The organism is Belnapia mucosa, from assembly GCF_016775475.1.
GTDB classification, from domain to species: domain Bacteria; phylum Pseudomonadota; class Alphaproteobacteria; order Acetobacterales; family Acetobacteraceae; genus Belnapia; species Belnapia mucosa.
The window spans coordinates 1-246 of sequence record NZ_JAEUXJ010000136.1; the positions used below are offsets into that span (position 1 = coordinate 1).

Annotated in this window: 1 protein-coding gene; it reads left to right on the plus strand. The window is 80.1% G+C overall.

Going from position 1 to position 246, the window contains the following annotated elements:
• Positions 1 to 234: hypothetical protein (locus JMJ55_RS30675; protein ID WP_202829377.1), on the plus strand; the 234-nt coding region annotated here is incomplete at its 5' end.
• Between the last annotated feature and the right edge of the window lie 12 nt (positions 235 to 246).

The following is a 246-nucleotide window of genomic DNA, read 5'->3' on the forward strand; positions in this document are numbered from 1 at the left end:
GGGGCGGTGGAGGCGGTGGTGTCCTGGCTGCAGCGCGGCCGCGTCGACTGGCTGCCGGCGGCCCGGCCGGATGACAGCGCCGCCCGGCTGGCCCGCTTCCTCGATGCCACCCTCACCCGCCAGGCTACCGCAGCCGGGCTGCGCCTGCCGCCCGAGACCCTGGCCGCGCTGCGCACCTGGCTTGGCCTGCCGGCGCCGCGCCCGACCGAGGCCATGGCCGCCGAGGACCCCTGACGCCGGACGGCG